The organism is Arthrobacter sp. NPDC055138, from assembly GCF_053607305.1.
Genome location: NZ_JBSGTH010000002.1, coordinates 253,209 through 277,184 on the forward strand (window position 1 = coordinate 253,209; position 23,976 = coordinate 277,184).

General features: G+C 66.0%; 21 protein-coding genes. 4 read left to right on the forward strand and 17 right to left on the reverse strand.

Annotated features, from left to right (window positions below):
• Positions 1-114: 114 nt before the first annotated feature.
• Positions 115-2,178: a S9 family peptidase gene (locus ACWF5H_RS06340; RefSeq protein WP_452035641.1), complete on the reverse strand. Its 2,064-nt coding sequence runs from the start codon at positions 2,176-2,178 to the stop codon at positions 115-117.
• Between the two features lie 74 nt (positions 2,179-2,252).
• On the opposite strand from ACWF5H_RS06340, the gene ACWF5H_RS06345 reads away from it, so the two are divergent.
• On the forward strand, positions 2,253-3,143 hold the full coding sequence (locus ACWF5H_RS06345) for a putative RNA methyltransferase (RefSeq protein ID WP_452035643.1): 891 nt from the start codon (positions 2,253-2,255) through the stop codon (positions 3,141-3,143).
• A gap of 7 nt (positions 3,144-3,150) precedes the next feature.
• On the opposite strand, the gene yczE is transcribed toward ACWF5H_RS06345, so the two are convergent.
• Positions 3,151-3,813 carry a membrane protein YczE gene (gene yczE, locus ACWF5H_RS06350; protein ID WP_452035645.1) on the reverse strand — a complete coding sequence of 221 codons (663 nt, stop codon included), beginning with the start codon at positions 3,811-3,813 and terminating at the stop codon, positions 3,151-3,153.
• Positions 3,814-4,080: 267 nt separating this feature from the next.
• Here yczE and ACWF5H_RS06355 point away from each other — a divergent pair, with 267 nt between their 5' ends.
• From ACWF5H_RS06355 to ACWF5H_RS06365, 3 genes are all read left to right on the forward strand, one after another.
• Positions 4,081-4,554 carry an NfeD family protein gene (locus tag ACWF5H_RS06355; protein ID WP_452035647.1) on the forward strand — a complete coding sequence of 158 codons (474 nt, stop codon included), beginning with the start codon at positions 4,081-4,083 and terminating at the stop codon, positions 4,552-4,554.
• A gap of 61 nt (positions 4,555-4,615) precedes the next feature.
• Entirely contained in the window at positions 4,616-5,548 is a 933-nt protein-coding gene (locus tag ACWF5H_RS06360) for an SPFH domain-containing protein (RefSeq protein ID WP_452035648.1), read from the forward strand.
• 276 nt (positions 5,549-5,824) lie between these two features.
• The gene (locus ACWF5H_RS06365) at positions 5,825-6,172 is read left to right on the forward strand and encodes an RNA polymerase-binding protein RbpA (protein WP_452035649.1); all 348 of its coding nucleotides are present in this window, start codon (positions 5,825-5,827) and stop codon (positions 6,170-6,172) included.
• A gap of 76 nt (positions 6,173-6,248) precedes the next feature.
• Here the strand turns inward: ACWF5H_RS06365 and ACWF5H_RS06370 are convergent, their stop codons facing one another.
• The 15 genes from ACWF5H_RS06370 to arc form a co-directional block, all read right to left on the reverse strand.
• Positions 6,249-6,980 carry a polyprenol monophosphomannose synthase gene (locus tag ACWF5H_RS06370; RefSeq protein WP_452035650.1) on the reverse strand — a complete coding sequence of 244 codons (732 nt, stop codon included), beginning with the start codon at positions 6,978-6,980 and terminating at the stop codon, positions 6,249-6,251.
• Between the two features lie 491 nt (positions 6,981-7,471).
• Positions 7,472-9,106, reverse strand: a complete 1,635-nt coding sequence (locus ACWF5H_RS06375) for an amidohydrolase (protein ID WP_452035651.1) — start codon at positions 9,104-9,106, stop codon at positions 7,472-7,474.
• Positions 9,107-9,141: 35 nt separating this feature from the next.
• Positions 9,142-11,961: a DEAD/DEAH box helicase gene (locus ACWF5H_RS06380; protein WP_452035652.1), complete on the reverse strand. Its 2,820-nt coding sequence runs from the start codon at positions 11,959-11,961 to the stop codon at positions 9,142-9,144.
• A 67-nt stretch (positions 11,962-12,028) separates the two neighbouring features.
• Positions 12,029-12,883: a twin-arginine translocase subunit TatC gene (gene tatC / locus ACWF5H_RS06385; RefSeq protein WP_452036055.1), complete on the reverse strand. Its 855-nt coding sequence runs from the start codon at positions 12,881-12,883 to the stop codon at positions 12,029-12,031.
• Between the two features lie 47 nt (positions 12,884-12,930).
• Entirely contained in the window at positions 12,931-13,215 is a 285-nt protein-coding gene (tatA, locus tag ACWF5H_RS06390) for a Sec-independent protein translocase subunit TatA (protein WP_364647605.1), read from the reverse strand.
• A 42-nt stretch (positions 13,216-13,257) separates the two neighbouring features.
• Positions 13,258-13,593: a hypothetical protein gene (locus ACWF5H_RS06395; RefSeq protein ID WP_452035653.1), complete on the reverse strand. Its 336-nt coding sequence runs from the start codon at positions 13,591-13,593 to the stop codon at positions 13,258-13,260.
• Positions 13,594-13,603: 10 nt separating this feature from the next.
• Entirely contained in the window at positions 13,604-15,601 is a 1,998-nt protein-coding gene (locus ACWF5H_RS06400) for a helix-turn-helix transcriptional regulator (RefSeq protein WP_452035654.1), read from the reverse strand.
• Positions 15,602-15,713: 112 nt separating this feature from the next.
• Positions 15,714-16,109 carry an FKBP-type peptidyl-prolyl cis-trans isomerase gene (locus ACWF5H_RS06405; protein ID WP_127512574.1) on the reverse strand — a complete coding sequence of 132 codons (396 nt, stop codon included), beginning with the start codon at positions 16,107-16,109 and terminating at the stop codon, positions 15,714-15,716.
• A 73-nt stretch (positions 16,110-16,182) separates the two neighbouring features.
• Positions 16,183-17,091: an FKBP-type peptidyl-prolyl cis-trans isomerase gene (locus ACWF5H_RS06410; protein ID WP_452035656.1), complete on the reverse strand. Its 909-nt coding sequence runs from the start codon at positions 17,089-17,091 to the stop codon at positions 16,183-16,185.
• 88 nt (positions 17,092-17,179) lie between these two features.
• Positions 17,180-18,541, reverse strand: coding sequence for a Pup--protein ligase (pafA, locus tag ACWF5H_RS06415; RefSeq protein WP_364647620.1), 1,362 nt, complete (start codon positions 18,539-18,541; stop codon positions 17,180-17,182).
• Positions 18,542-18,543: 2 nt separating this feature from the next.
• On the reverse strand, positions 18,544-19,275 hold the full coding sequence (gene prcA, locus ACWF5H_RS06420; RefSeq protein ID WP_364647623.1) for a proteasome subunit alpha: 732 nt from the start codon (positions 19,273-19,275) through the stop codon (positions 18,544-18,546).
• A gap of 2 nt (positions 19,276-19,277) precedes the next feature.
• A complete protein-coding gene (gene prcB / locus ACWF5H_RS06425) occupies positions 19,278-20,114 on the reverse strand; it encodes a proteasome subunit beta (protein WP_452035659.1) in 837 nt (278 codons plus the stop codon).
• Between the two features lie 3 nt (positions 20,115-20,117).
• Positions 20,118-20,321 (reverse strand): ubiquitin-like protein Pup, encoded by a 204-nt coding sequence (locus ACWF5H_RS06430; protein ID WP_452035661.1) that lies wholly within the window; start codon positions 20,319-20,321, stop codon positions 20,118-20,120.
• Between the two features lie 44 nt (positions 20,322-20,365).
• Positions 20,366-21,964, reverse strand: a complete 1,599-nt coding sequence (dop, locus tag ACWF5H_RS06435) for a depupylase/deamidase Dop (protein WP_452036057.1) — start codon at positions 21,962-21,964, stop codon at positions 20,366-20,368.
• Positions 21,965-21,978: 14 nt separating this feature from the next.
• Positions 21,979-23,736, reverse strand: a complete 1,758-nt coding sequence (arc, locus tag ACWF5H_RS06440) for a proteasome ATPase (RefSeq protein ID WP_452035662.1) — start codon at positions 23,734-23,736, stop codon at positions 21,979-21,981.
• Positions 23,737-23,976 lie beyond the last annotated feature (240 nt).

Below are 23,976 nucleotides of genomic sequence, written 5' to 3' on the forward strand. Positions count from 1 at the left end.
CTGCGACACCCCTCTGGAGAAAACGCCGGCTCCTCCTCCGCCGGAACACACCAAATTTTCCCTCCCCCCCCCCCCCCCCCACCCCCCCCCCCCCCCCCGCTACCAAGGCGGGCCCTATGCCGGCGCAGCGGCTTTCGTGCCGGCTGCGGCGGCGAGCCCGCCGTCGTTGTTCTGCTGGGTGGGAAGGTGTATCGCCCACCACCGCAGGATCTCGTCAAAGCGCTGCCTCCGGTGCCACGGGGTGCCCGCACGGGACAACTCATGGTTCTCACCGGGGAAGATCAGCAGCTGGGTGGGAATGCCGCGCTGCTTCAGCCCCACGTAATAGCGCTGGGCCTGCTCCAGCGGACAGCGCAGGTCCTCTTCCGAATGGATGACGAACACCGGGGTGCGCACCGCATCCAGCTGGGCGAAGGGGTTCTGGCTGCGGACCCGGTCCGGATCCGTGCCGGTGTATTCGTCGGAGAAGAACCAGCCGATGTCCGAGGATCCGACGAACGACGGCGGGTCCAGGTAGCCGCGCTCCACGATCGCCGCCGCGAACCGGTGGTCCTGCGACACCGTCCAAGCGGTCAGATAGCCGCCGTAGGAGCCGCCCATGATGCCCTGCCGGCTGCCGTCCAGCTGCGGATACTTGGCGACGGCGCCTTCCAGGAACGCCAGCACGTCCGCCATGTCCACGGTCCCCATGACGCCCTTGATGGCCCGGCCATGCGCCTGGCCGTAGCCGGCGGAACCCCGTGGGTTGCACATCACGACGGCGTAGCCCGCCGAGGCGTAGACCTGCGCCTCATCGAACACCTCCCAGCCGTACTGGGCGAACGGCCCGCCGTGGATGTTCAGCAGCACCGGGTGCGGCCCTTCGCCTTCGGGCAGCAGCACCCAGCCGTGCACCGGGTAGCCGTCCGCCGAGGCAAAGACCTCTTCCCGCGGTTCGCCAATGCCGGCAGCGCGCAACGCAGCGGAGAAGTCGGTCAAACGGTCCAGCCCTGCGTCGGAAACCTGTGCCAGGTCCCCCGCGGTCCCAGCGTCGGAAAAACTGACCACAGTCCGGCCCGCGGCGTGAGCGGCCGCGGCCACATTCAGCGGGCCGTCGACCAGCACGTTGATGCCGCCCGCGGCGGTGACTTTCAGCAACTGCGCCGCACCCCGGTGCGGGTTTACGGCGAGCACGGAGTCCGGGCCGGCGGGCACCAGCCCGCCATCCAGATCCAGCGTCTCCGGATCGGTCAGCCGCCGCACCTCCTGCGGAGCGGACACTGGAGCCACATACAGTGCGGTGTTGCGGGCCACGAAGTCCGTCCCGCCGCCGATCGAGCTGCCCAGGTAGAACAACCAGCTGCCGTCGTCACTGGGCCGTGGAGAGCCGGCACCCAGCGTCTCGCCGGACAGGTTGGACATGAGCCGCGGCCGTGCATCGGCGGCTTCGGGATCCAGGGCGTAGACATCGCTCCGCAGATCCTCGTCGGCGCCGTGGTGCAGGGCTGCCGCGAAGTACAGCGTCCGGCCATCCGGGCTAAAGGAAGGACTGTCGTGGTCCGCGTCCGCGGTGGTGAGCTGACGGGCGGGTGCCACCGCAGAGAACTCCGCGCCTGCATCCTCGGTGGCTTTGCGGGCCCGGCCCAGCGGTGCAACCGTCGGTTCGGCCTCCAGATCCGGCGCATCCACGATGAACAAGTGGGTGCGCTTGTCGCCGGTGTAGCCGGCACCGTTCATCCGGTACTTGTAGCCGGTAACCAGCCGGGCATCCTCGGCACCGGGGCCAACGCCGTCCAGAGTGCCGTACCGGCCCTCTGCCGGGACCCGGGCGGCGAAGACCAAGCGGCGGGAATCGGGCGACCAGACGAACGCGGAGACCCCGAGTTTTTGCTCGGTGACGGCCACTGGCTCGCCGCCGCGGCTGTCCACAACCATCAGCTGCGGCCGCTCCCCCGGTGCCGCCGCCCGCAGGAAAGCCAGCGCCGCGCCGTCCGGCGAGTAGGCCGGGGCTGAGTCCCTGAAACCGCGGGTCAGGCGGCGCGAGGCACCGCTATCCCCGAGCGGGACTTCCCACAGTTGCCCTACATAACTGTCCGACGCAAAGTCCGGGTGGGTGACGGAAACAGCCGCGCGGTTCCCGTCCGGGTGGAGCGTCGGGACGGACAGCGAATTAAATAAAGCAATGTCTTCAGATCTCACATGTGTGAGCCTAGTCTCATCGCCGGGCCGGAGCCAATCAGCCGGGCCGGCCGCCGCTTTGCCTAGGATGGAGCATGCCCTCCGCCGCACACCCCCTGGATCTGATTCCGCTCCTGCTCTGCCCGGTCTGCGGGGAACAGCTGGAAGCCGCCGGGCAGGTTGCGGCGCAAGGCCTGCGTTGTGCGGCAGGCCACCGGTACGACGGCGCCCGGCAGGGTTACGTCAACCTGCTCACCGGCCGCGGCACCCGCTTCATTCCGGATACCGCCGAGATGGTGGCCGCCCGCGACGCCTTCCTGGGCGCCGGGCATTACGCTCCGCTGGCCCGGCAGTTGGCGGCGACGGCCGGCACACTCCTGGCCGGAACACCGACTCCGGTCTTGCTGGATGCCGGTGCCGGTACCGGGTACTACCTTGAGGCCGTGCTGCGCACCCTGGCGGATGGGCGGGCCCTGGCACTGGACCTGTCCAAGTTCGCCCTCCGCCGGGCTGCCCGGGTACTGCCCGATGCCTTGTGCGTGGTCTGGGACCTCTGGAAGCCGCTGCCGCTGGCTGCTGGCAGCACCGACCTGATCCTCAACGTCTTCGCTCCCAGAAATCCGGCCGAATTCGTCCGGGTGCTGAAACCCGGCGGGCACCTGTTGGTGGCCACGGCCGCTCCGGGACACCTGGACGAACTGCGAGAGGTGGTACCGCTGCTGGCTGTCGATACCGACAAGTCGGAGCGGCTGGGCGAGACTCTGGCTGATGGATTCGAGGAAGTGGAATCGGTGGCGCTTCAGGTGCCGCTGCAGCTGGCTGCCGAGGATATTGTCCGGCTGGTGATGATGGGGCCCAACGCGCACCACGTTGACGCCGGGGACGTCCGGGCGGCCGCAAATGCAGCCGCCGGGGCGGACGGTGCCCAGCTCCCGGTGGCAGCACGGTTCACCGTGACTGCCTACAGGCGACGCGGCCGCAGCTAGGCCAGCGTTACCTTCCCTCCGGCGAGTCATGGACGGGCGCCTGGGCGGCCTGCTTGCGGGCGGCAGGGTTCAGGTCGACGTACATCCACTTCAGGCACAGCTGGATCAGGGGTCCGATGGCCAGCACGAACACCAGCGTGCCAAGCCCGACGACGCCTCCGAGCAGCCAGCCCGCAAGCGTCACCGCCGCTTCAATTCCGGTCCGGACAATCCAAACTTGCCACCCGGTGACCGCATGCAGGCCGGTCATCAAGCCGTCGCGAGGCCCGGGGCCGAGTCCCGCTCCGATATAGAGGGCGCTTGCGGCCGCCAGCAGCAGCAGACCCGAACCGAAGGACAGCAACTGCACGGCGAGGTGGTGCCAGAGCGGAATGACCAGCAGCCCGATGTCGGCGAAAAAGCCAACGAGCAAGGCGTTGGCTATGGTGCCGGGACCGGGCTTCTGCCGCAGCGGTATCCATAGCAGCAGCACGGCGGCGCTGATCGCCACCGTGGCCCAGCCGAAACTCATGCCGGTTGTGCGGGCAACGCCCTGGCTCAGCACGTCCCAAGGGGCGGAGCCGAGATTCGCCCGGATCATCAGCGCGATCGCGATGCCGTAGGCGAAGAGCCCGGCCAAAAGGCGCAGCGTCCGCAGGGACAACCGGTTGCTGGTCAGCACGGTCTGCATGGCAAGCTCCGGGAGGCGCGGCTGGGCGGGGTTTTTAGCACCGCACCATCCTATCCAGCTTCGGGCCCCGGCCCGGGGCGATGCCGTTCTGGTTACAACTTGGCCACGATACGTCCAATACCGCTTGCAAGTGGCGAATTTCACTCCGCGGCGCTCCGCCGTCGGGCATGATGGAGGTATCAAGGGCAGCAGCAGCTCGCGGTGGATGCCTGCTTGAACGATGCAGGCTGAGGAAACGGCGGCTGCTCCAAACATCAGGGAGTGCTGATGATCGAATGGATTGTCGCCAACAGCTGGGTAACCTGGCTGGTCGTGTTTCTGATCCTGGCCATTGTCGAAATGGTGACGCTGGACCTGTTCTTCATCATGATGTCCTCCGGTGCGCTGGTGGCTTTGTTCGCAGCCCTGCTCGGACTGCCCTTCTGGCTTCAGGTGGTCATCTTCTGTGTAGTCGCGCTGTTGATGGTGCTGTTCGTCCGGCCGGTCGCGCTGCGGCATCTACACCGGGGGCCGCGGGACCTGGCCACGAACGTGGACCGGCTGATCGGCGAGTCGGCGATTGCACTGGAATCCGTCACCGACCATTCCGGCGTGGTCAAGATCGGCGGCGACACGTGGACTGCCAGGTCCGCGGATGGATCGGCCATCCCTGCCGGCCAACGTGTTTCGGTGGCCCGGATCGAGGGCGCGACCGCCGTCGTGACACCGCAGCACACCGACGGGCCGCTTCCGGCCCAGTAAAAACCGCTCCGGGCCGGGTCCCGGCGCCGTGAGCCACTGACACCACTCTTAGAGGGGAACTATGGATAGCAATATCGCAATCTGGATCGTGCTGCTGGTCCTGATCTTGTTCGTCGTGATCGTTCTGGTCCGAGCCGTACGGATCGTCCCGCAGGCGCGGGCCGGCGTGGTGGAGCGACTGGGCAAGTACCAGCGCACCTTGAACCCCGGACTCACCATCCTGATCCCCTTCGTGGACCGACTGCTGCCGCTGCTGGACCTGCGCGAACAGGTTGTGTCCTTCCCGCCGCAGCCGGTGATCACCGAAGACAACTTGGTGGTCTCCATCGACACTGTGGTCTATTTCCAGGTCACCGACGCCCGTGCCGCGACCTACGAGATCGCCAACTACATCCAGGCTGTTGAACAGCTGACCACCACTACCCTGCGCAACGTGGTGGGCGGCCTGAACCTGGAAGAGGCACTGACGTCCCGTGACCAGATCAACGGCCAGCTGCGCGGCGTCCTGGACGAAGCCACCGGCCGCTGGGGCATCCGCGTCTCGCGGGTGGAACTCAAGGCGATTGATCCGCCGCACTCCATCCAGGATTCGATGGAAAAGCAGATGCGGGCCGAGCGTGACCGCCGCGCGGCCATCCTGACAGCGGAAGGTACCAAGCAGTCCCAGATCCTGACGGCCGAGGGCCAGCGGCAGGCAGCCATCCTCGCGGCCGAAGGCGATGCCAAGGCGGCCATCCTGCGCGCCGACGGTGAAGCCCAAGCCATCCAGAAGGTGTTTGACGCCATCCACAAGGGCAACCCCACGCAAAAGCTGCTGGCTTACCAGTACTTGCAGACACTGCCCAAGCTTGCCGAAGGCGAGTCAAACAAGCTCTGGATTATACCCAGCGAAGTTGGCGAAGCGCTCAAGGGCATTGGCAGCGTGCTGGGCGCCGCGGCTCCGGACAGCGGCACGCCGGCCGTTGCCGCCGCCGACACCGAACCCCGCGGCTAGCGCCGCGGCCGAGGCCGGGCAGGGCCGGGATGCCCGGGGTTCCGCAAGTGCGGATCCGCCGGGTGTCCCGGGTTCGATTTACCGCGAACACCGGTGCGGACTATAATGGGTTGTTTGCCGGGAAGTTGCCGCTCATAACCATCCTTGACGTGGAGCAGATTGCCATTATCATCTGCGACCGGGAACAGACGGCCGCCCGCCGACGTTGAGGGTGTTAGCGAGCCATCGCGGACGTGGTTCAAACCACCGTCCGCCACAAGACAAGAGGGAGAGATCATGAGCGATCGTAGCCTGCGAGGCATGCGCCTCGGAGCGCAGAGCATGGAGACCGAGTCCGGAGTCGAGCCGGCTCCGCGCCAGCGCGTCGAGTACCGTTGCGAGGATGGCGAGCAGGTGTTCGTCACCTTTGCCGCAGAGGCCGAAATCCCCGCGGTCTGGGTTTCCAAGTCCGGCAAAGAAGCACTCCTCGTCAACGGAGAACGGCCAATAGATCCGAATGCCAAGCCCGTGCGAACCCACTGGGACATGCTCCTGGAACGCCGCAGCGTCGAGGAGCTGGAACAGATCCTCGAAGACCGCCTGACCAAGCTCCGCGAACGCCGCGGGGAACGCCGCACCGCTTAAGGCTCCGACTCAGAAGTCCTCGAAAGAGAGGGGGCAACCCGGCATCCGGGTTGCCCCCTCTCTTTTGCGTTGTGGGTTAGGCCCGATTGGCGCGGAGCCGGCGCCACTTGTCGGCAATCCCCCACTTGGTGACCAGGAGGATCGACTCGGCGACAATTCCGCCGCTCATTTTGGAGTCGCCGTACTCCCGTTCAACGAAGGTGATCGGCACTTCACGCACCGTCAGTCCAGCCTTCAGGGTCTGCCAGGTGAGATCGATCTGGAAGCAGTAACCAACCGACTCCACGGCATCCAGATCGATGGCGCGCAGCGTTTGGGCCTTGAAGGCGTTGTATCCGCCGGTAATGTCGCGGATGGTCACGCCCAGCATCAGCCGCGAGTACAGGCTGCCGCCCAAGGAAATGGCCTTGCGGTGGATGGGCCAGTTGACCACTTTCCCGCCGGGGATCCAGCGGGAGCCCTTGGCCATGTCTGCGCCCTCGCGCAACGCGGACAGCAACCTGGTCAGTTCCTCCGGTTGGTGGGAACCGTCGGCGTCCATCTCCACCAGCACGTCGTAGCCGGCGTCAAGGCCCCAGCGGAATCCGGCGATGTAGGCTGCGCCCAAACCGGCTTTGCCCTCCCGGTGGAGCACGTGGATGGCGGCATCTTCAGCGGCCATCCGGTCGGCGAGGGCGCCGGTGCCATCCGGGGAATTGTCGTCGACAACCAGGATGTCGGAATCGGGTTCGGCGGAGCGAAGGCGGGCTACGGTCTTTGGGAGGGACTCAATCTCGTTGTACGTCGGGATGATGGTGACGACCCGCACTCAGTGGCCTTTCGAGCGTTGTGCTGCAAACCGCAGATTTCATGATGCGCGAAGCGCCCAACGGGCTTCCACGTCGACGGTCCAGTATAGGCCATCGCCCGGATGGGCACGTGGATGGTTGTCGCTGCGGCCGGGAGGGAAGGGCGGGTAGGTCCGCACGCCTTCGGGCCACGAAAGCAAACCTGTTGGGGAACGCAGACATGTTTTCTACTGACATGCGGACCTACCCTGGAAAGTACCGGTTCGTCAAGGGGCAAAGGGAGCAACCGCACAGAGGCGGGCTGCCGCCAGCTGCCACTCTCCCCGGCACGGGCCGAAATCCGCGAAGAAATACCGGCCCACTGAGAACTCAGCCTACTGGCTATGTTGGAAGTGTCAATACCGCTCTGACCTGCGGTTTTGTTCAAACATGCACGTCAGAGCGGGTCTCCTTGCGGCGGAAATGAGCAGAAATTAAACATTTCATTCACATTTTCCAGACGCGATGGGACCTAGAGCACGTCATGGATGGTTATTCCGTTCACCACAGTCCGGACACACGACGGCAATCTTCCGTTGTCCAGCGACGGGAGCATCGGGGTTCCCGCGCGTGCGTCGGTGCTCCAGGCAGACACCCTCGAGTCCGGCGTCTGGATGGAAAGTTCTTCCACATCCCAGACAGCGAAGGTAGCCGGTGTGCCCGGAGCCAACTGCCCCTCCATGGGATTGCGCTCCCCTGCGGCCCGCCAGCCTGCTCTCGTGTGCGCCAGGAACGCTGCCCGTGCGGACATTTGCTCGCTCGGATTGTGGTGCTCCAGGCAGGCCTTCACGGTGGCCCACGGGCTTTGTTCGGTGACGGGAGCATCGGACCCGATGGCGACCGGAACGCCTGCGGTTTGCAGGGTTCCCACGGCGTTCATTGCCAGTGCCGCCGTCTCGCCAAGCCGGCTGGCATACATTCCCTGGGGGCCACCCCAATAGGCGTCGAAGAGCGGTTGCATGCTGGCGGTCACCCCGTGCTGCAGCAACCGCTCCAGGGCGCCGTCCGGCAGCATTTCCACGTGCTCCAGGCGCGGCCGGGCGGAACGTACCGCTGCTTGTCCGATGCGTTCGGCCGCCAAATCCATGGCATCGAGCACGCGGAGGAGCGCGGCGTCGCCGATGACGTGGAAACCGGCCTGGATGCCCTGTCCGGCCGTCACTTCGAAATGCCTCGCTGCGGCCTCGGTTTCCACGTACAGCGAACCGTGCTCGCCAGGGCGGTCGGCGTATCCGGCGCTAACGGCGGCGGAATGGGACCCGATAGAGCCATCCATGGTCAGGTCGCCGGCCAGCCCCCGCAGCCGCCCGGAAAAGCGCTCCATGGTCTCGGTGACCTGTTCGGCGGAGGTCATCAGCTCTCCCCAGTACGGCAGGATCCTCGGCCCAGGTTCGGCATCGCTCAGCGCGAGCAGCTCCAGCAGGTCCTCGGCGGGCCCCAACTGCGGGGCTGCCATTTCCGTCAGCGCGACGTACCCCCGGGAAGCAGCGTGCTGCAGGGCCCTGCGCTGGAGTTCTGCCCGCTGGCCGGCAGCGGGGGTCTGGACAGCGTGCCGGGTCCGTTCAAGGGCCGGACCGCGGACCGTGCCAGCTTCGGTCCAGCCCGGCAGTTCCGCTAACGTCAGGCGGGCCGCCAAGGCCGCGGAGACAACCCCGGAATGGACGTCCACCCGGGTGAGGAAGACCTCGGCCCCCGCTGCGGCGCGGTCCAGTTCGGCAGCGCTCGGCGCGCGGTTCTCCGGCCACCGCGTTTCATCCCAGCCGTGGCCCAGCAAGGGTGCGGAGTTTTGCCGCGCGGCTGCGGCCACGGCGTCAAGCAGTTCAGCCAGGGATGCGCAGCCGGTGAGGTCGAGCGAGGACAGCGCCAGACCGGTCTGGGTTACGTGGGCATGTGAATCCACGAACCCCGGGGCCACCAGCCGTCCGTCCAGATCGACGATGCGCATGGTGCTGTCCGCGATGGACGTGGCGGCATGCTCGGAGCCGATCCACGCCACGGTACCGCCGTCGACGAGCATGGCTGTGGCGTACGGGTCGGCGGCACTGTACACGCTGCCATTGCGGTACAGCGTGAGACCCGTGGCGGCGGGCAGGACGGACTTACTCATGGAGATCCTTTCGGGTGGTGCAGCGACGGTCCAGGCTATTCGGCCACGGCCGCGTAGGCTACGACGCCGCGGCGGACCTGGCCGATGGCCTGTCTGCCGTGCGCCGCAAGCTGTGAATCGATGTTCGGGACCTTGACCAGCTGGTCCAGCAGGTCGATCACCTGTTTGGCCCACCGGACGAAGTCCCCGGCAGCCAGGTCCGTACCCTTGAGCGCGGTCTGCAGGGAGCGGCCACTGGCCCACTTGTACATGGGCCAGACGAGTCCCAGCTCCGGCTCCCCGCTGAGCGGCAGGTGGTGCTGTTCCTCAAGGTCGGTCAGCTGCGACCATTCGCGCACGGCGATGGTGACAGAGGCTTCCATGCCCGGCGAGGGCATCTTGGGCCGGACGCCGGCCTCCTCACGCTTTGCCTGGTATACCAGGCAGGAGATAAAGGCCGCCAGTTCCGCGGCGGTGAGGCCCTCGAACGCGTCCTGCTCCAGGCACAGGGCCACCAGCAGGTCGCGGTCGCCGTAAATCCGCCGGAGGCGTTCACCTGCCGGGCTGATGGCCACCCCGTCGCCGCCGGTCTCCAGATAGCCGTAGCTGTCCAGCACTTGGCAGACACGGTCGAAGGTCTTGGCGATGGTGTTCGTCCGGCCCTGGATCTGCGCGACGAGCTGGTCGGTCTCCTTGCGGAGTTTCCACCATCGCTCGGCCCAGCGGGCATGGTCCTCGCGGTCGCTGCAGCCGTGGCAGGGATGGGCCTTCAGCTGGCGGCGCAGGTCGTTGATCTGCCGCTCGGCCTGCTGCCCGCCGGGCACCACAAAGTCACGGTGTTCGGTCCCGCGCCGCGGCGGGCGCTTGTCATGCAGGGCATTGCGCAGCGACGACGCCAGATCGCGGCGTTCCTTGGGGCTGCGCGCGTTGAACGACTTGGGAATCCGGATGCTGGAGAGGACCTCCACCGGGCCCTGGAAATCGTCAACCGAGATGCGCCGGATGTGCTTTTCCTGGGTCAGCACCGTCGGCCGGGGTTCGCGGGCCGATTCGTCCCGGTCCAGCACCACTGCGTAGCCCAGGCTCCGTCCTGCCGAGATGTCGATGATGTCCCCGCGGCGCAGCCGGTCCAGGGACGTGGCGGCCGCCGAACGAAGGTGACGGGACTGGGTGCGGGAGGCGCGTTTCTCGGCCTCGTTCAGTTCCCGGCGCAGCCGCGCGTACTCGCTGAAGTCGCCCAAATGGCAGCTCATCGCCTGTTCGTAGCCGGCCAGGGACTCTTCCCGGCTGCGCACCTGCTTGGCCAAGCCCACCACCGAGCGGTCGGCTTGGAACTGCGCGAACGAGCTCTCCAGGATTTCGCGGGCGGGGCCGCGGCCGAACTGGGCAATCAGGTTGATGCTCATGTTGTAGGTGGGTCGGAAGCTGGAGTTCAGCGGATAGGTCCGCCGCGAAGCCAGGCCCGCCACGGCCCCGGGATCGGTGCCGGGCTGCCAAAGCACCACGGCATGGCCCTCGACGTCGATGCCGCGCCGTCCGGCGCGGCCGGTCAGCTGGGTGTACTCCCCCGCCGTGATGTCGACGTGTGCCTCCCCGTTGAACTTATCCAGCTTCTCCAGCACCACCGACCGCGCCGGCATGTTGACGCCCAGCGCCAGTGTCTCGGTGGCGAACACGGCACGCACCAAACCGTCGGCGAATAGCTTCTCCACCACCTCCTTGAACGTCGGCAGCATGCCGGCGTGGTGGGCCGAGAATCCGCGGGACAAGCCCTCGCGCCAGGTCCAGAAGCCAAGGACGTCCAGGTCTTCTTCGGCAATGTCCTGGACGGCCTCGTCCACCCGGCGCACGATCAGGGCGCGTTCCGTTTCGGTGGTCAGGAGCAACCCGGATTCCAGGCACTGCTTCACGGCGGCGTCGCAGCCGTTACGCGAGAAGATGAAGGTGATGGCCGGCAGCAGCCCCTCACTATCCAGCTTGGCGATGACCTGGGGGCGGCTGGCGCGCCGGATCCTGGTCAGCGCCTGCCGCGGGGGCTCGGGGGCACGCCGGCCCCGGCGGCCGCCGGAACGACCCCAGTTGGCGCTGCGGTTGAGCTTCTGCTCGGACGAGGCCAGCTTCAGCAGTTCAGGATTGACTTCATACGCCCGGCTGCCGCTGGTTCCGGACTCCGGCACCGACTCATCGAAGGCGATGTCGCCGGCAAACAGATCGAACATGTCGGAGCCGACCATTACGTGCTGCCAGAGCGGCACCGGGCGGTGCTCGGACACCACCACACGGGTGTCCCCGCGGACGGTATCCAGCCAGGCTCCGAACTCTTCCGCGTTGGAGACGGTCGCGGAGAGCGAGACCAGTTGTACGTCGTCGGGAAGGTGGATGATCACTTCTTCCCACACGGCCCCGCGGAAGCGGTCCGCCAGGTAATGGACCTCGTCCATCACCACGTAGGCCAGGTCCAGCAAGGTATCGGAATTGGCGTACAGCATGTTCCGCAGCACTTCGGTGGTCATCACCACTACATCTGCGTGCGGGTTGACCGAGGTATCGCCGGTCAGCAGGCCGACCCGGTGGGCCCCGTACGTGGCTACCAGTTCGTTGTACTTCTGGTTGCTCAAGGCCTTGATCGGCGTCGTGTAGAAGGCCTTCAGCCCCCGCTGCAAGGCCATGTAGACCGCAAACTCCCCGACCACGGTCTTGCCCGCGCCGGTGGGGGCCGCCACCAGCACGCCGCTGCCGAGCTCCAGCGCCTCGCATGCCTCGCGCTGGAACGGATCGAGTTCGAACCCGAGCGTCTGGCTGAACGCATACAGCCGGGTCTTGGAGAAGGCCACCCGTTCGGCGGCTGCCAGATAACGCTCGGATGGGGAACTCATACCAAAAGACTATCCGCTTAAACGTGCGCAGCAGGTGGCTGCCCTTGGCGTCGGCGGACCACCAGCACTATTGGACGGTATCCGGCTTTCCATCATCGGCTTTCAACTGGTCCAGCGGAGTGGCCTTCTCTATCTGGGTGGCCTGGTCCAGCGTCGCGGCCTGGTCCAGCGTGGCGGCGACTTCAGCTTCTCGCGCCGCGCGTCGCTTGTCGCGCCGCTTGTCGTTGATCAGGCTGATCCCGGTGGCCACGAAGAACAGCGCCAACAGCGGGCCCGCCAGGAGGAACATGGACATGGCATCCGGGCCAGGCGCCGCCATCGCCGCGACCAGGCAGACTACGAACACCACAATCCGCCAGCTCTTGATCACGCGGCGGCCGGACAGCAGGCCGGCGAAATTCAGGCCAACCAGCACCACCGGGAGCAGGAACGCGACGCCGAGCGACAGGAACATCCGCATCACGAAGGTCAGGTAATCGGTGGCCAGGATCTGGTTCACGCCGCCCTGCGGCGTGAACATGGTCAGGACCTTCACGATCTCCGGGAGCACAATCCAGCCGAAGTAGATCCCGAGCAGGAAAAGCGGCACGGCGGCGAACATGAAGCCCAGCGTGTAGCGGCGTTCCTTGGATTTGAGTCCGGGCGTGATGAAGCCCCAGATCTGGTAGATCCACACCGGCGAACTGACCAGCAGACCCAGGAAAATGGAGACCTGGATCTTCAGGTCGAACGGTGAGCCGACGCTGCCGTAGTTGATTTCGGCGCGCCGGCCCTTTTCCGCCGAAATCTCCATCAACGGCTGCTGGACGGCCACCATGACCGGGTCATAGAGGAACCAGCCGACAATGGCCCCCAGCAGGACGGCGATGCCGGAAATGATCAGCCGGTTGCGCAGTTCTTTCAGGTGTGCCCTGAGCGGCATCCGCCCCTCAGGGTTGGCCTTGCGGCCCTTCTTACCGGCCACGGCCCTTACTGCTGGTGCGGCGATGGGGATCCACCGTTCGCATTCGGCGCCTGGCCGCGGTTATCAGTGTTGTTGCGCGGCGGGTTGACCACACGGCCCTCGACCGGCTCCGAGTCCGGACCGGCAGCGGACGTATCGTCGTCCTTCATCTGCTTCACCTCGGACTTGAAGATCCGCATGGACTGGCCCACGCTGCGGGCGAGGCCGGGCAGCTTCGGTGCGCCAAAGAGCAGCAGCACAATGATGACCAGAATAATGATGGTCCAAGGGTTATCGAAGAGTCGTCCCATGCGTGGTTCCTTTCGTCTTCTACATCTTATGCCATGGCGGGGTCAGGAAAGCCGCAGGTCACGCAGCGACTGCCGCTGCCCTCGGGCCGTCCTGCGGGCCACCCGACTCTGCCGGCGTTCCTCGCGGCGAAACTCTTTGCCCGCGGCGTATTCCTCCTTGAGCACGGCGGCGTCGGCGAAGATGGCCGGCCGTGGATGGTGCGGCTCCGCCAGCGGCGGTTCCGCCTGCAGGCCACTTCCCAGCCGGTCCGCCGCGGCCTCGAATTCACGCAGAGTTCGCATGAACTGGCGGAAGATCCGCCAGCCGAGCAGAGCCATGAAGATGATGGCCAGCGCGCAGAGGGCAACCCAAAGAAGTATCCAGAACCAAAGGGGCATGCTGTCCACTCTAGCCTCCGGTGGGAGCCGCTGCCGCGCGGTAGGCTGCCAGCGCCTGCCGCAGCCATTCCTGCGTCTGCTCTGCCACCTCGGCCGGCTCCAGCACAACCACCTCGCCGCCGTGCCGGGCCACCAGACCGGCCAACACGGCCGTGGTGGACAGCCGGATTTCGGCAGCCAACGAACCGTCCTCCAGCAGCGCCCGGCGCCGCGCGCCGTACTGGTCGGCCAGTTCGGCCAGTCGCTCGGAGACCTTCAGCACCACCAGCTGGTCTGTCTCCTGCGGGGTGAACAGGCTGTCCGGGAATTCGCTGCTGCGCTCCGCCGGAGGGTCAAAAGGCGCCCCGGTCTCGGTCAGTGCACGCATCCGGTCCACGCGGAACTGCCGCACGGCCTGCTGCCGGTGGCACCAGGCTTCGGTGTACCAGTGGCCGTCCACGGCGAAAACCCTCAGCGGATCGATCCGGCGGGTCGTGATCTCGTCCCGCGACGGCACCAGATACTCAATCTCCACGCTGCGCCGCGCGGCTGCGGCCTCCTGCAGCGCGAGCACTTCGGGTGCGCGCTCCTCGGCGGCCAGATCCGCAGCGACGGCGGAATGCCGCCCGGCTACCCCGCCGGCCGCAGCCAGGAGTTTGCTCAGCGCGCTGCGCAGGGCGGGCTGCTCCCCTACCCCGGGAACCGTTTCCAAAGCCTGTAGGCCCACCACCAGCGAGAGCGCCTCGTCCAGGCTCAGTCGCACCGGCTTGTCGATCTCATCTGCATTATTGATCGAGATGGTGCCGTCTTCCCAGAACGCCTCGATCAGCTGGTCCGGGCCATAGCCGGGAGTACCGCAGACAAAGAGCAGGTTGAGGTCCTTGATCAGCTGGGTGGTGCTGATGTCGAACTTCCGGGCTGTCTCCTCCAGCGCCACGCCCGGGTTGGCGGTGACGTAGGAGACCAGGTCCAGCAGCCGCGGCAGCTGGTCCAAGGAACCCGTCTTCCGGGAGGGCCGCGACGTGTCCTCCGTCAGGGAGTACGACGGCGGGTCCTCGTTTGCGGCGGCCAGGGCGCCTTCCAGCCGGCGCACCACGGCGCCGCGCAGTTCGTCCGGTTCCTGCACCCAGGCGTTGGCACCATGCGAGGCGATTTCCTCGGCCAGCACTTCTACGTCGCCGTAGCCGAGTTCCACCGCATCCCAGCCTGCCGGCGGCCGGGCCGTCTCGGCAGCCGTCGCGGCCGAACGCAGCGAATTGGCCTTGTCCTCGCGGAGCAAAAGCACCGCCGTGCCATGGTCCTGCGGCGCCTGCAGCCCTGCCAGCACGGCGCGCATGGTGAAGTCCTCCGGGATGCTGTAGCTCCCGGACAGCTTCTTCACGGTGGAGGTGACCCGGGAGAGCCGGAAGGTCCGCTGGGCATCGCGGTCCAGATCGCGGCCGGCCAAGTACCAGTGCCCGTACCGGTTGCCCAGGCCCCACGGCTCGACCCGGCGTTGCCTCGGCTGGCCGTCCCGGGGCGACCGGTAATCGAAGGAGACCGGCGTGTGTGCCAGCACTGCCTTGAGCATTGCCTCGAAAGCCGGTTCCGCGGTGCGGATCCGCGGTTCCACGCCGATCAGGGGATCACCCTCGGCGAGGGCGCCCTGAACGTCCAGCCGGCGCACGGCCCGGGCGGCGGCGGAGCCCAGCGAGGCCTGCTGCCAAAGACGCGATGCCAGCGAGAGGACGGCACTTTCCTGCGGGCTGAACTGGAGCTCCGGCAACCGGTACTTGTGCCGGTCGATCCGGTAGCGCAGCCCGCTTTGGTCGTTTTCATACAGGCTGTCGTCCGGGAACGTCTCCACCGGTACGCCCATTTCACGCAGGTCTTCTTTGTCCCGCTCGAACAGGCGGTTGAAGGCATCGTCGCCGGTTGCCTCTCGGTACGGCGGAATCAGCGCACGCAGTTCCTCCTTGCTGTAGCCGCGCCGGCGTTCCAGCAGCGCGATCAGCAGGTTCAGGAGTCGTTCGGTCTTGGAGGCGGACATGATTGAAACGTTACTGGTTGCGGGGCTTTGCGAGCGAAGTTAACGAGCAGGGGCGGAGTAACGATGAACTAACGTTCACCGCTGCTCCGCCCCGGACAGGCTGCTGTCGGACCTAGCGGACGCCGAGCAGATCGACGACGAAGATCAGCGACTCGCCCGGCGCGATGGCCGATCCCGCGCCGCGGTCACCGTAGGCCAGGTGGGCCGGAATCTCCAGCCGGCGGCGTCCGCCGACCTTCATGCCCAGCAGGCCCTGATCCCAGCCCTGGATGACCTGGCCGACACCGACGCGGAAGTCCAGCGGTGCGCCGCGGTTCCAGGACGCATCGAACTCTTCGCCGGTGGACCAGGCAACGCCCACGTAGTGGGTGGAGACGGTGTCGCCGGCTTTGGCCTCGGCGCCGTCCCCCACGATGATGTCTTCGATCACCAGATCCTGTGGGGTGTCGGTCCCGGGGAACTCGATTTCAGGTTTGGTGCGATCGTAGTCGCGCTTGCCAAAAGACATGCTGAACCTCTCTTGCTTGACGTGTATGCCGTGCTGCCGTCGGCTACGTTACCGTACCGTCCGGCCCCTGGAACTACTTGACGTCGGTTAGTTCCACATAGAAGATGAGGTCTCCCACAGCATCCCCCTGGCCCTGGACGTAGGCCATCTCGGTGGGGATGGAGAGCATGACCTTGCTGCCTTCCTTGAGGCCGGTCAGGCCCTTGGTCCAGCCTTCAATCACGCCGTCGAGCGGGAACTCGGTAGCTTCTCCGCGGGAGAAGCTGGAATCGAACTCGGTGCCTTCGGACCAGTTCCACCCGGCGTAGTTGGCCTTCACGGTACTGCTTTCCGTGGCCTGCTTGCCGTCGCCTTCTTCGATCACCTTGACGATCAGGTTGTCCGGCGCGTCGTTGCCTTCTGGGATCTTGACGGAGGGAACACCCTCCTTATCGAGGGTAACCTCGGGCAGCTTGCCGGCCTTGTCCAGTTCGGCGACCTCGGCCGCATCGGCCTTGACGGCCTTGTCCCTGACGTCCTGCACGGTCAGGAACAGAAGCTGGGGGTTCTGCGCGGGTGCCGAAGCGCTGCTGTCTTCCGGCGGCTGGACGTAGTAGGCAATCTCGCTGCCCGGGTTGGAGCCAAGCAAAGCGTCATACAGGGCCGGGTCGGCGGTTTTGAAGCCCTCGCTCAGTTCCACCGTCTGGTCGACCGGGCCGGAGTAGGTCTCGCCCAACTGCTCGCCCGAGACGGCGTCCTTGGCCAGCAGCCGGTAGCGGATCCACTGGCCGTCGGTGGCACCGTCGCCCTTGCCTTCGGTGATGACTTCGGCGCTTGAGTCGGGAAGTTCCAGCGGGGCGGAGAAGTCCACTGTGGGCGCGGCACCCTCGGCGCCGGCTTTCACCGTGATGTCGTCCAGGCTGTCCGAGCCGGAATCGTTGCTGCCGCTGCACGCCGTCAGGAGCAAGGCTGCGGGCAAGAGGATGGAGAGTATTTTGCGCACAATCGACTTTCTTATCGCGGAACATGTGGGCTCGAAGGACATTCTCGCAGAGAAAACTGGAGATCGGCTCTAAACCGCCAGCGGAAACTCACAAGGTGGCCAGAAGTGCCTCGACCCGCGGGTCCTCGCTTTTGAACGGGTCCTTGCACAGAATGGTCTGCTGCGAACGGTCGTTGAGCTTGAGATGGACCCAGTCCACGGTGAAGTCGCGGCCGTTCTCCCGGGCCGCCCGGACAAAGTCGCCGCGCAGCTTGGCGCGGGTGGTCTGCGGCGGAAAATCCATCGCATTCTTAACGTCCTGGTCCTCCACCACCCGGGCCACCTCCCCGCGGGACTGCAGCAGGTGGTACAGGCCGCGCTTGGACGAGATGTCGTGGTAGGTCAGGTCCACTTGGGCGATGCGCGGCGAGTCCAGATCGATCGATTGCCGTTCCATGATCCGGTCAATCAGCCGTTTCTTGATCGCCCAGTCAATCTCCCGCTCGATCCCGCTGTGGTCTCCCGACTCGACCGCCGCCAGCGTACGCTCCCACAGATCAAGGATGCGTTCCACATGCGGATTGTGCGCGCCATTGGCTTCGACAAACTCCCGCGCTTTGGACAAGTACTCCTGCTGCATGGCCAGCGCGGACATCTCCCGCCCGCTGGCCAGCTTCAGCGGTTTGCGTCCGGTCAGGTCGTGGGAGATGTCGCGGATGCTGCGGATCGGGTTTTCCAGCCGGAGGTCGCGCATGATCAGTCCGGCTTCGACCATCCGCAGCAGCAGGTCCACCGATCCGACCTTCAGCATGGTGGTGGCTTCGGACATGTTGGAGTCGCCGTTGATGACATGCAGCCGGCGGTAGTACTCGGCATCCGCGTGCGGTTCGTCCCGGGTGTTGATGATCGGACGGGACCGGGTGGTGGCCGAGGAGACGCCCTCCCAAATATGGTCGGCGCGCTGCGAGAACGCGTAGATGGAACCGTTTTGGGTCTTGAGCACCTTGCCGGCGCCGACCAGGATCTGCCGGGTCACCAGGAACGGGATCAGTATGTCGGCCAGCCGGGAGAACTCGAGTTTGCGCGGGATGAGGTAGTTCTCGTGGCTGCCATAGGAGTTCCCGGCAGAGTCGGTGTTGTTCTTGAACAGATAGACCCTGCCGCCGAAGCCCTCGCGGGCCAAACGTTCTTGGGCTTCGTTCATGAGGTCTTCGAGGATCAATTCGCCGGCCCGGTCGTGGGCCACCAACTGGGCGATGTCGTCGCATTCCGCGGTGGCATACTCGGGGTGGGATCCCACGTCCAGATACAGCCGGGACCCGTTCGTCAGGAAGACGTTGGAAGACCTTCCCCATGTGACCACCCTGCGGAAGAGGTAGCGGGCCACCTCTTCGGGCGAGAGCGGGCGCGAATCCGGCGCCGAATAGGAAATGCCGAACTCGGTCTCAATCCCGAAGATCCGTCGGTCCATGGCTAGCCGTCCATTCCCTCGCCCAATATCTCGGTTAGTTCCGCGGTCGCCAACCGACGGAAGGCACGTTGGCTCCCGCGGCTGGACAGCGGGTCGCGGTCCAGTACAGCTACTTCCAGTCCCTCGGGACGCAGCTCTTTGGCCTGGCCGGACTCCTGCTCGCCGGTCTTGCCGGACAGGGCAGCGACCGCGGCCCGTACCGCCCCGGCGTAGTCCCGGCCGTCCTGCCACTGCCCGCGCAGGGCTTCGCCCACAGCTTCGGCATCGCCGCCCATCACCACGAACCGGCGTTCGTCGGCGATTGATCCGTCGAAGGTGAGCCGGAACAACCGGTCCTCTGCCGGTGAAGCGCCGACTTCGGCGACCGCGAGTTCCACCTCGAACGGCTTGGTGTCGGCGGTAAAGACCGCGCCCAGGCTTTGTGCGTAGACGCTGGCCAGGCCGCGCCCGGTCACGTCCTCACGGTCGTAGGAATAGCCGCGCACGTCCGCGTAGCGTACGCCTGCCTGGCGCAGGCTCTCGAACTCGTTGTATTTGCCGACGGCGGCGAAGGCGATGCGGTCGTAAATCTCGCCGATCTTGTGCAGCGACGGCGAGGGGTTCTCGGCCACCAAGGCGATCCCGTCCGAGCAGCTGAGCACCACCACCGACCGGCCGCGGGCAATGCCTTTCCGGGCGAAGTCCGCCCGGTCCTTCATCAGTTGCTCAGGCGATACGTAGAACTGCTGCGTCATGCTCAGGCCTCCCGTCCGGCGACGGTTCGCCCGGCGATCACGGCTTCGGACGTTGTGGCGAGTTCGCGTTCCGGTATCCGGCGTGCGCCGGCGGCATTGACGGTATAAATGACCGGCCACAGCTGACGGACGGCATCCGGGCCGCCGGTGGCCGAGTCGTCGTCGGCAGCGTCATAGAGGGCTTCGATGGCGACGCGGACGGCGGCGTCCTCGTCCAGGTTCGGTTGCCAGAGCTTCTTCAGGGATCCGCGGGCAAAGACCGAGCCGGAACCCACGCTGTGGTGCTCCTGCTCCTCGTAGCGCCCGCCGGTCACATCGTAGGAAAACAGCCGGCCCACCCGGCGCTCCGCATCGAAGCCGGCAAACAGCGGAATGACGGCCAGGCCCTGCATCGCCATCGGCAGGTTGGACCGGATCATCGCGCCCAGCCGGTTCGCTTTGCCCTCCAGGCTCAGCAGCGTGCCTTCGATTTTCTCGTAGTGCTCAAGTTCCACTTGGAAGAGCCGGGTGATGTCCAGGGCAATGCCGGCCGTGCCGGCGATGCCCAGCACCGAATAGGAGTCGGCCGGAAACACCTTCTCGATGTGCCGGCTGGCGATGATGTTGCCCATCGTTGCCCGGCGGTCACCGGCCATCAGCACCCCGCCGGCGAACGTCATCGAGACGATCGTGGTGGCATGGGGCACCATCGGTGCCGCTCCCGGCGGCAACTGCTGGACCCCGCGGGCGCCCGGCAGCAGATCCGGCGCCGTACGCGCCAGATACTCGCTGAAGGAGGCGGTGGCGGAGTGCGAAATCTGGGCGAAAACAGAGCCTGGGCCGCCGGCCGGCATGTTCATCGACTACTGCCCGCCCTTCTGCACGAAACCGCGAACGAATTCTTCCGCATTCTGTTCCAGCACGCCGTCGATCTCGTCGAGCAGATCATCGGTGCCTTCGGTCTCGGCCTGTGCGGCAGGTGCGGCGGCAGGCTCGGGGGTGGGCTCGTCGTCGTACTCTTCGTCTTCGCGGCGGGAGTCCGCGTTCCTGCGGTCCTGGGTTGCCATGATGGCCTCCTTATGGTGTGACGATCGAGGTGTGTCCCTCATGCTTATGTTGCCACGTGGGGCTCGCTGCTGGGTCCCAACAACGCCGTAATAAATTCCTCCGCGGAAGTGGCCTCCTCGAAAAGCTTTCCGGTCAGCTCGCGGTTGCCGCGCAGCGGTTCCCGGGTCGGGATGCGCTGCAGCCGGCGCCGGTCGGGAAGGTCGAAAATCACCGAGTCCCAGCTGGCGCCGACCACCTCCTGCGGGAAATGCTGGATGCACTTTCCGCGGAAGTAGGCCCGGGTGTCCTCCGGCGGCTGGCTCACGGCGGTTTCGATCTGTTCGTCCGAGAGCAGCCGCTGGATCCGACCGCGTGCGGCCAGCCGGTGGTACAGGCCCTTTTCCGGCCGGACGTCGGCGTACTGCAGGTCGATCAGCCCCAGCCGCGGATCACCCCATTCCAGGCCGTCCCGGTCACGGTAGGCCTGCAGCAGCTTCAGCTTGGCCACCCAGTCCAACTGGTCGGCCGCTCTCATCGGGTCGTGGCGCAGAATGTCCAGCACCGAGGCCCAGCGCCGGAGCACCTCCGCGGTCTGGTCCGTATTGGTGCCGTGCCGCGTGCAATGCTCCACCGCCGCCTGCAGATAGATCTCCTGCAGGTCCAGGCCGGTGACCATGCTGCCGTCGCTGAGCGCGACTTTCTGCTGCAGCGACGGGTCGTGGCTGATCGCCTGCAGCGCTTGCACCGGGTCGGCCAGCTGCACGTCCGGGGCTTCACCATGCTCGATCATGGACAGCACCACGGCCGTGGTGCCCATCTTCAGGAAAATCGACACTTCGCTCAGGTTCGCATCGCCGATGATCACGTGCAGCCGCCGGTACTTGTCCGCGACCGAGTGCGGCTCGTCGCGGGTGTTGATGATGGGACGGCGGATGGTGGTCTCCAGCCCGACCTCGGCCTCGAAGAAGTCCGCGCGCTGGCTGATTTGATATCCCGGCGTGCGGCCGTTGGTGCCCAGTCCCACCCGGCCGGCCCCGCACACCACCTGCCGCGAGACGAAGAACGGGACCAAGCCGGTCACAATCTGGTTGAACGGCAGGCTGCGCGGCATCAGGTAGTTCTCATGCGCGCCGTAGGAGACCGACTTGTTGTCCGTGTTGTTCTTGTACAGGTTCACCGACGAGAACCCCGGCGTAGCGGCAATCCGGCGCGATGCCGAAAGCACGACGGCGTCGCCCGCCTTGTCCCAGCGCACCGCGTCCAGCGGGTTGGTCACCTCCGGCGAGGAGTATTCCGGGTGCGCGTGGTCCACGTAGAGCCGGGCGCCGTTGCTGAGCACCATGTTCATCAGCACGCCGGAGGACTCGTCCGTGTAGAACTCGTTGGCCGCCGCCCGCCCGCCGGCCAGCGCAATCTGCTCGGCGTCCAGGACCGGCGGCACATCCGTCAGCTGCGACGGGTCGGCCGCGTCGCGCGAGAGGTCGAATCCACGCGCATCGTGCAGCGGCTCCTCGTCGGTGTAGTCCCAGCGGGTGCCGGCCAGGTTGCCCAGGCCCTTGCGCATGGTCGCCGCGTAGGCGTTGATCACCTGCGAGGAGAGGACCGTGGAGTTGGCCAGCGGTTCGCCCGGGGCATGGATGCCATACTCCGTCTCCGAACCCATCACCCGGTAGACGCTCACAGGTATTGCCCCGTATTCGGCATCGTTTCGATGGACTTGCCGGCCTCCTGCCCGGCCTTGCCCTGCACAATGGTTCGGATGTACGTGATCCGTTCGCCCTTCTTGCCCGAAATCCGGGCCCAGTCGTCCGGGTTCGTGGTGTTCGGCAGGTCCTCATGCTCGCGGAATTCGTCCACCACCGCACGCAGCAGATGTTCGATCCGCAGGCCCTTCTGCCGGTTGATCAACAGGTCCTTGATCGCGTTCTTCTTAGCCCGGTCCACCACATTCTGGATGACGGCGCCGGAATTGAAGTCCTTGAAGTAAAGCATCTCGGTGTCGCCGCTGGCATAGGTGACTTCCAGGTACTCATTCGACTTATCGGTGGAGTACATTTCCTCGACCGTACGCTGGATCATCGCCTCGATGGTGGCCTTGCGGTCCTGGCCGTGCTCGGCCAGATCCTCCTCATGGATGGGAAGGTTGGTGGTCAGGTACTTGGTGAAGATGTCCGCGGCGGCCTCGGCGTCCGGGCGGTGGATCTTGATCTTCACGTCCAGCCGTCCGGGTCGCAGGATGGCCGGGTCGATCATGTCCTCGCGGTTGGAGGCGCCGATGACGATCACGTTCTCCAGCTTTTCCACGCCGTCGATCTCGGAGAGCAACTGCGGCACGATGGTGGTTTCCACGTCCGATGAGACACCGGTGCCGCGGGTCCGGAAGAGCGAATCCATCTCGTCGAAGAACACCACCACCGGGCTGCCATCGGACGCCTTCTCGCGGGCCCGGGCGAAGATCAGCCGGATGTGCCGCTCGGTCTCGCCCACGTACTTGTCCAGCAGTTCCGGTCCCTTGATGTTCAGGAAGTAGCTGCGGGTGTCAGTCCCGTTGCGCTCGATCGCCTTGGCGGCCAGCGAGTTGGCCACGGCCTTGGCAATCAGCGTTTTCCCGCAGCCCGGAGGCCCGTAGAGCAGGATGCCCTTGGGCGCCTTCAGCCCGTGCTCGCGGTACAGGTCGGGATGCAGGAAGGGCAACTCGACGGCGTCCCGGATCTGGTCGATCTGCGGCCCCAGCCCGCCGATGTCCTCGTAGGAGATGTCCGGAACCTCCTCGAGGATCAGGTTCTCCACTTCGCTGCGCGGGATCTTCTCCAGCGCGTAGCCGCTGCGTGCGTCGATGGAGACGGCGTCGCCGACCCGAAGCCGCTCAGACAGCAAGGCACCGGACAGCTTGACCACCCGTTCCTCGTCCGCCCGGCCGACCACGAGGATGCGATGGCCGTCGAGCATTTCCTTGATGGTGACCAGCTCGCCGGAGCGCTCGAAGCCGAGCGCCGCGATCACCGTCAGCGATTCGTTCAGCAGGACTTCCTGCCCAGGTCCGAGCAGGTCCATGTCGACCAAGGGGCTGACCGCAACGCGCAGTTTGCGTCCGGACTGCACAATGTCCACGCTCTCCTGCACCAGAGCGGCGTTGCTGACGCCCGGACGCGGCCTCTGCGCCTTGTGGACGTCGGTGATGGTGGCAAAACTGAAGGGTGTTTCGCCGTCGCGTTCGAGGGCGGACTTGAGCCGCACGATCTCCGTCTTTGCGGCCTCAAGCGTGGCGACCAAACGGGAATTGTTTTGCGTGGCAGCAGCAAGTTGCTTGTCCAGGTGGCGCAGCTTGTCCCGCAGCACGTTGATTTGGCGCTGTGCGACCGTCAGCGCATCGCGCTGTTCGTCCAGTTGTTCAGCCGGTGCCGGTTCATTGTTTTGGTTCTGGTTGTCCTTCATCACCGCGACCCGCTTCCTTGAATCGGTTCTTCCCTAGACCCTAACGGGCGCCCGAGCCGCCTGCACGTGTCTACGAAAAGAAACGCCGAATCGAAACATGGAATTCCAACGCCCGGCACGAAGAAGCTGTTGCGTGGTGTCGGATCATTACGCGAGATAACGAAAACGATGCCGCATTGGTGCCCGAAATGCGGGTAGCAGCAGCAGAATCCGGGCGCGGCGGCGCTGGCCCGGACCGGC

Bases quoted from the DNA above. Each gene is read 5' to 3' on its own strand.
- ACWF5H_RS06360 (WP_452035648.1), top strand. From the start codon at position 4,616: ATGGATAGCAATATCGCAATCTGGATCGTGCTGCTGGTCCTGATCTTG.
- pafA (WP_364647620.1), bottom strand. From the start codon at position 18,541: ATGGACCGACGGATCTTCGGGATTGAGACCGAGTTCGGCATTTCCTAT.
- ACWF5H_RS06400 (WP_452035654.1), bottom strand. From the start codon at position 15,601: ATGTCCGCCTCCAAGACCGAACGACTCCTGAACCTGCTGATCGCGCTG.
- ACWF5H_RS06430 (WP_452035661.1), bottom strand. From the start codon at position 20,321: ATGGCAACCCAGGACCGCAGGAACGCGGACTCCCGCCGCGAAGACGAA.
- tatA (WP_364647605.1), bottom strand. From the start codon at position 13,215: ATGGGACGACTCTTCGATAACCCTTGGACCATCATTATTCTGGTCATC.
- ACWF5H_RS06375 (WP_452035651.1), bottom strand. From the start codon at position 9,106: ATGAGTAAGTCCGTCCTGCCCGCCGCCACGGGTCTCACGCTGTACCGC.
- tatC (WP_452036055.1), bottom strand. From the start codon at position 12,883: ATGCCGCTCAGGGCACACCTGAAAGAACTGCGCAACCGGCTGATCATT.
- ACWF5H_RS06355 (WP_452035647.1), top strand. From the start codon at position 4,081: ATGATCGAATGGATTGTCGCCAACAGCTGGGTAACCTGGCTGGTCGTG.
- yczE (WP_452035645.1), bottom strand. From the start codon at position 3,813: ATGCAGACCGTGCTGACCAGCAACCGGTTGTCCCTGCGGACGCTGCGC.
- ACWF5H_RS06380 (WP_452035652.1), bottom strand. From the start codon at position 11,961: ATGAGTTCCCCATCCGAGCGTTATCTGGCAGCCGCCGAACGGGTGGCC.
- ACWF5H_RS06345 (WP_452035643.1), top strand. From the start codon at position 2,253: ATGCCCTCCGCCGCACACCCCCTGGATCTGATTCCGCTCCTGCTCTGC.
- prcB (WP_452035659.1), bottom strand. From the start codon at position 20,114: ATGAACATGCCGGCCGGCGGCCCAGGCTCTGTTTTCGCCCAGATTTCG.
- prcA (WP_364647623.1), bottom strand. From the start codon at position 19,275: ATGACGCAGCAGTTCTACGTATCGCCTGAGCAACTGATGAAGGACCGG.
- ACWF5H_RS06405 (WP_127512574.1), bottom strand. From the start codon at position 16,109: ATGTCTTTTGGCAAGCGCGACTACGATCGCACCAAACCTGAAATCGAG.
- dop (WP_452036057.1), bottom strand. From the start codon at position 21,964: ATGGGTTCGGAGACGGAGTATGGCATCCATGCCCCGGGCGAACCGCTG.
- arc (WP_452035662.1), bottom strand. From the start codon at position 23,736: ATGAAGGACAACCAGAACCAAAACAATGAACCGGCACCGGCTGAACAA.
- ACWF5H_RS06365 (WP_452035649.1), top strand. From the start codon at position 5,825: ATGAGCGATCGTAGCCTGCGAGGCATGCGCCTCGGAGCGCAGAGCATG.
- ACWF5H_RS06395 (WP_452035653.1), bottom strand. From the start codon at position 13,593: ATGCCCCTTTGGTTCTGGATACTTCTTTGGGTTGCCCTCTGCGCGCTG.